Annotated in this window: 4 protein-coding genes; 1 reads left to right on the forward strand and 3 read right to left on the reverse strand. The window is 68.6% G+C overall.

Annotation, left to right across the window (positions count from 1 at the left end; all coding sequences use genetic code 11):
• A partial coding sequence (locus tag ACR2JA_RS09515; protein ID WP_434008850.1) for a protocatechuate 4,5-dioxygenase subunit alpha occupies positions 1-423 on the reverse strand: 423 nt, incomplete at its 3' end.
• Positions 424-430: 7 nt separating this feature from the next.
• Between ACR2JA_RS09515 and ACR2JA_RS09520 the strand changes: the two genes are divergently transcribed.
• On the forward strand, positions 431-1,348 hold the full coding sequence (locus ACR2JA_RS09520; RefSeq protein WP_434008847.1) for a LysR family transcriptional regulator: 918 nt from the start codon (positions 431-433) through the stop codon (positions 1,346-1,348).
• A gap of 12 nt (positions 1,349-1,360) precedes the next feature.
• On the opposite strand, the gene arsA is transcribed toward ACR2JA_RS09520, so the two are convergent.
• Positions 1,361-3,139: an arsenical pump-driving ATPase gene (gene arsA / locus ACR2JA_RS09525; RefSeq protein WP_434008848.1), complete on the reverse strand. Its 1,779-nt coding sequence runs from the start codon at positions 3,137-3,139 to the stop codon at positions 1,361-1,363.
• Between the two features lie 43 nt (positions 3,140-3,182).
• Positions 3,183-3,998, reverse strand: an 816-nt coding sequence (locus ACR2JA_RS09530; protein ID WP_434008849.1) for a HAMP domain-containing sensor histidine kinase, incomplete at its 5' end; no start/stop codon positions are given.

Consider the following 3,998-nt stretch of genomic DNA (forward strand, 5'->3'; position numbering starts at 1 on the left):
GTCATTCGCGGCCACGAGCTTGGCCTTGAACTGCTCTTTGGTCATGCCTGTCTGCTGGGCGCCGATGTCCTGCATGTCCAGACCGAAGATGCCGGCGAACTTGGCCAGGTAGTAGGCATTGCCGCCAGCGGCGATGAGGGCCAGCACCTGCTGGGAGCGGATGGCCTCGGCCTGCTCCGCGTTCAGCCCGTACTGCTGCATGTAGGCCTCCGGGTCGGCCAGTAAGGCGTCGCGGTTGGCCTTGTGGTTGAAGGAGAAGCACATCTTGTTCAGGGCGTAGCCCTTTTGGGCTGCACCACCGTCAAAGGGCGTTGTGCCGGGGATGGTCTTGCTCACGGTCTGTCTCCTGCGTGGGGTGGATGGACGAGGGTCAAACGGGAGTATTGGTTTTCGATTGCCAAAGATAAACAGATCAAAGATCATCAAACGCATGAATGATTTCGATTGGTCTGACCTGGATGTGCGCCTGTTGCAACTGCTGGTGGCGGTGGTGGAAGCCGGCAGCATCACCGGCGCAGCCATGGCGCTGGGGGTGACGCAATCGGCGGTGAGCCACCAGCTGGACAAGCTGCGCGCCATCACCGGTGACGCACTGTTCGTCAAGAGCGGGCGCGGGATCGTCGCCACGGCACGCGCCGGCGAGCTGGCCATACGGGCGCGAGAACTGCTGCACCAGCTGCAGGGTTTTGCCCATGCCGGGGCGTTCGACCCGGCGCACTGGCAGACCACCCTCACCGTCGCCGCCAACGACTTCCAGCGCGATGTGCTGCTGCCGCCCCTGGTGGCACGGCTGCGTGATGCCGCACCGGGCGTGTCCCTGCGGGTGGTGCCGTCGGCCATTCCCAGCCTGGAGATGCTGCGCGACGGCGCGTGCGACCTGGCCATCAGTCCGCGCCCTCCGGAAGGCACCGACATCCTGCAAAAACGCCTGTTCGAAGACGACTACCGGGTGTTCTACGACCCGGCGGTGCGCACCGCCCCCAGCTCACTGGCGGACTACTTGGCCGCCGATCACATGACCGTGGTGTACGAGCCGCGGCGCGCACAGGACCTGGACCGCAGCCTGGCCGAACGCGGCGTGCGGCGCCGCTTCGCCGTCATGGTGCCGGGCTTTGCCGGCATGCCGGCCTTTTTGCGCGGCAGCGCTTTGCTGGCCGCCGCGCCGGGCCTGCTGGCCCGTGGTCTGATGCACGGCTTTGCCAGCGTGCCCATGCCCCTGCCCTGCCCCCGGTTGCCGATGTACCTGATCTGGCACCGCCGCCACCACAACGACGAGGCCCACCGCTGGCTGCGGTCAGAACTGGAAGCGCTGGTGCCGGAAGTGCTGGCGGGCGGCAAGGCCGCCTGATCGCGGCCGCACTCAGCGCACCAATGCGCCCAGGGCCGCCACGCCCACCGGCGGTTCGGGCAGCCAGGGCAACACAAACGTGCGTTGAGCCAGACCGCTGGCAATGCGACTGGTCTGGCGCAGCTCCCCCGCCAGCCGTGCCTGCAGCAGCGGGTCGTTGGTGCCGGTCGCGGCAATGCTCTTGTTGATCACCCAGGCCCAGGGTTCGATCTTCGCGCGGCGCAGATCGTCCTGCAGCGCGGCGGCCTGGCTGACCGGGGTGACCTCGGGCAGGGTCACGATGACCACGCGGGTGGTGTCCGGGTCCTGCAGGCGCATCAGCGGCGTGATGATGTGCAGGCCCTTGCTTTCCATCTGGCCCTCGTACTGCCGCGTCATCTGCCGGTGGTAGGCGCCGGTGGCGTCCATCAGCAGCAGGCTGTGGCCGGTGGGCGCGGTGTCGAGCACGACAAAGGACGACCGTGCTTCGTTGACCACGCGGCTGAAGGCGTGGAACACCGCGACTTCTTCGGTGCAGGGCGACTGCAGGTCTTCGAGCAGCAGCGCCTTGCCTTGCTCGTCCAGGTCCTTGCCACGCGTGGCCATGATCTTGCTGATGTAGGCCTCGGTTTCGGCCTTGGGGTCGATGCGCCCGACCTTCAGGCCGTCCAGGCTGCCGTGCAGCGAGTCGGCCACATGGGCCGCCGGGTCGGTGGTCGTCAGGTGCACGCTGTGGCCGCGCTGCACCAGGCCCACGGCCAGGGCCGCGGCGATGGTGGTCTTGCCCACACCGCCCTTGCCCATGACCATGATGAGACCGTGCCCGGTGGCGGCGAGCTCGTCGGCCATGCGTGCCAGAGGCTCTGCGGGCAACGCGGGCACGGCGGGGGCGACAGTGGACGCCCCCACCTCACCACCTTGCAACAGCGCCCGCAAAGCCGGCAGGCCGACCGTGTCGAAGGCCCGCAACGGCACTTCGTCGCGCGGCAGCCGGGCCAGGGCATCGGGCAGGTGGGTCAGAGCCTCACGACCCAGCCGTTCGATGGCCTGGGCAATCGGGTCGTGGGCATCGGTCGCGTGGAACACGCCGTTCACCGCCAGCCGCTGGTTGGCCAGGCCGAGCTGGCGCAGTTCGTCTGCGGTGCGCGCAGCCTCCTGCATGGGGCGCGGATCGGGGCGTGTGACCAGCACCACCGTGGTCAGCGCCGGGTCGCTCAGGGCGCGCAGCGCGGCATTGAAGCGCGCTTCCTGCATCTTGAGGCCGGAGTGTGGCCCCAGGCACGACGCGCCCCGGTCGTTGCCGGCCAGAAAGCCGGTCCAGGCCTTGGGCAGGCTCAGCAGGCGCAGGGTGTGGCCAGTGGGTGCGGTGTCGAACGCCACGTGGTCGTACCCGCCTTCCACACCCTCGCCCGCCAGCAGCGCAGCGAATTCGTCGAAGGCAGCGATTTCGGTGGTGCAAGCGCCTGACAGCTGCTCGCGCACGGTGGTGCGCTCATCTTCAGAGGCGTCGGCGCCCAGCTGTGCCAGCACGCGCTGGCGGTAGGCCTCGGCCGCGGTGTCGGGGTCGATGTTGAGCATCTGCAGCCGCGGCACGCCCGGCACCGCCACCGGCCGGTTGGACAGCGGCACACCCAGCATCTCGTCCAGGTTGGACGCCGCATCGGTGCTGACCAGCAGCACACGCTGGCCACCATCGGCCAGTGCGACGGCCGTGGCGGTGGACAGCGAGGTCTTGCCCACCCCGCCCTTGCCGGTGAAGAACAGGAAGCGGGTCGGGTGGGTGGCGAAACCGGGCAACAGAGGTGAGTTCATGCCCCAGCATGACATGGAAGGCCGCACCACCGGGTGACGGACATCAAGAGCCTGTTCGATCGCCGGGCAGCTGCACGCGGACGACCAGCCCCGGCTGCGCATTGCGCACCGCAAAGGCACCGCCGTGCGCCTGTGCCACCAGACGGCACAGGTACAGACCCAGACCCACCCCACCGGCGCTGCGGGTGCGCGCGCTGTCGGGTCGGTAAAAGGCCTGGGCGAGCTGGGCGATCTGTTCTTCGGACACGCCAGGCCCGAAATCGCGCACCTCGATGTCCACCCCGCCATCGGTCCGGGCCTGCAGCTTCAAGTGCGGCGGCTCGTGTGCGTCGGCGCCGTGGCGCAAGGCGTTGTCCAGCAGGTTGCGCAGCAGCAAGCGGGTGCGCGACGGGTCGACCGATACCGCTGAAAGACCGGGATCGGCGATGACCTGAACACCGGCCGAGCGGGGGTGGCGTGGCTGCAGACCCACCAGCACCTCGCGGGCCAGCACCGGCACATCGGTGGGCTCGCGTTGCAAAGCGGAATGCTGGCCCGACAGGCGCTCGCTCTCCAGCAGGTCGTTGATCAGGGCCGCCATTTCCTGCAGGTCGCGCAGCAGGGCTTCGCGCTGCGGGTTCACCTCCGCGCTGTCGGGCAGCAATTCGGTGTTCAGGCGTGCGCGGGTGAGCGGGCTGCGCAGTTCGTGGCTGATGGCCAGCAGCAGCGCACGCTTGGCTTCGAGCATCTGGTGGATGTCGCGGCCCATGGTGTTGATGGTGCTGGCCAGTTCCCCCAGTTCGTCGTGCGCTTTGCAGCAACGGTCGGGAATGGGCTGGCTGAAGTCGCCGGCGCCGAACCGCCGCGCCCCTTCGCCGAT

It is taken from the genome of Hydrogenophaga sp., assembly GCF_051007235.1.
Classification (GTDB): Bacteria; Pseudomonadota; Gammaproteobacteria; order Burkholderiales; family Burkholderiaceae_C; genus Hydrogenophaga.